Consider the following 265-nt stretch of genomic DNA (forward strand, 5'->3'; position numbering starts at 1 on the left):
GGGCGGTGCCGGCCCACTAGGCTGGATTGTCTTCGCAGTCGGCATGGTGTTTGTGGTTGCCGGGATGGCTTCAAGCGCTGTCTTGACTGGTCGCAGGCTCAAACAGCACGGCGTTCCGAACAGGTCGGTGCTGATCGGTGTTGCGCTGGCGGTCGTGGGGATGTTCGTGATTCCGGTGCTGGGCCTCTTCACTGGTTTCGCCCTTGGTTTGTTGCTCAGCGAAGTCCAACGCACCCGTGACTTGAAGGCTGCGCTCCGGTCGAGC

1 protein-coding gene is annotated in these 265 nt (G+C 61.9%); it reads left to right on the forward strand.

Annotated features, from left to right (window positions below; genetic code table 11):
- Nucleotides 1-265, forward strand: a 265-nt coding sequence (locus tag SB724_RS20470; RefSeq protein ID WP_410572730.1) for a DUF456 domain-containing protein, incomplete at both ends; no start/stop codon positions are given.

It is taken from the genome of Bacillus sp. SIMBA_031, from assembly GCF_046535225.1.
Taxonomy (GTDB): Bacteria; Bacillota; Bacilli; order Bacillales; family Bacillaceae; genus Bacillus; species Bacillus velezensis.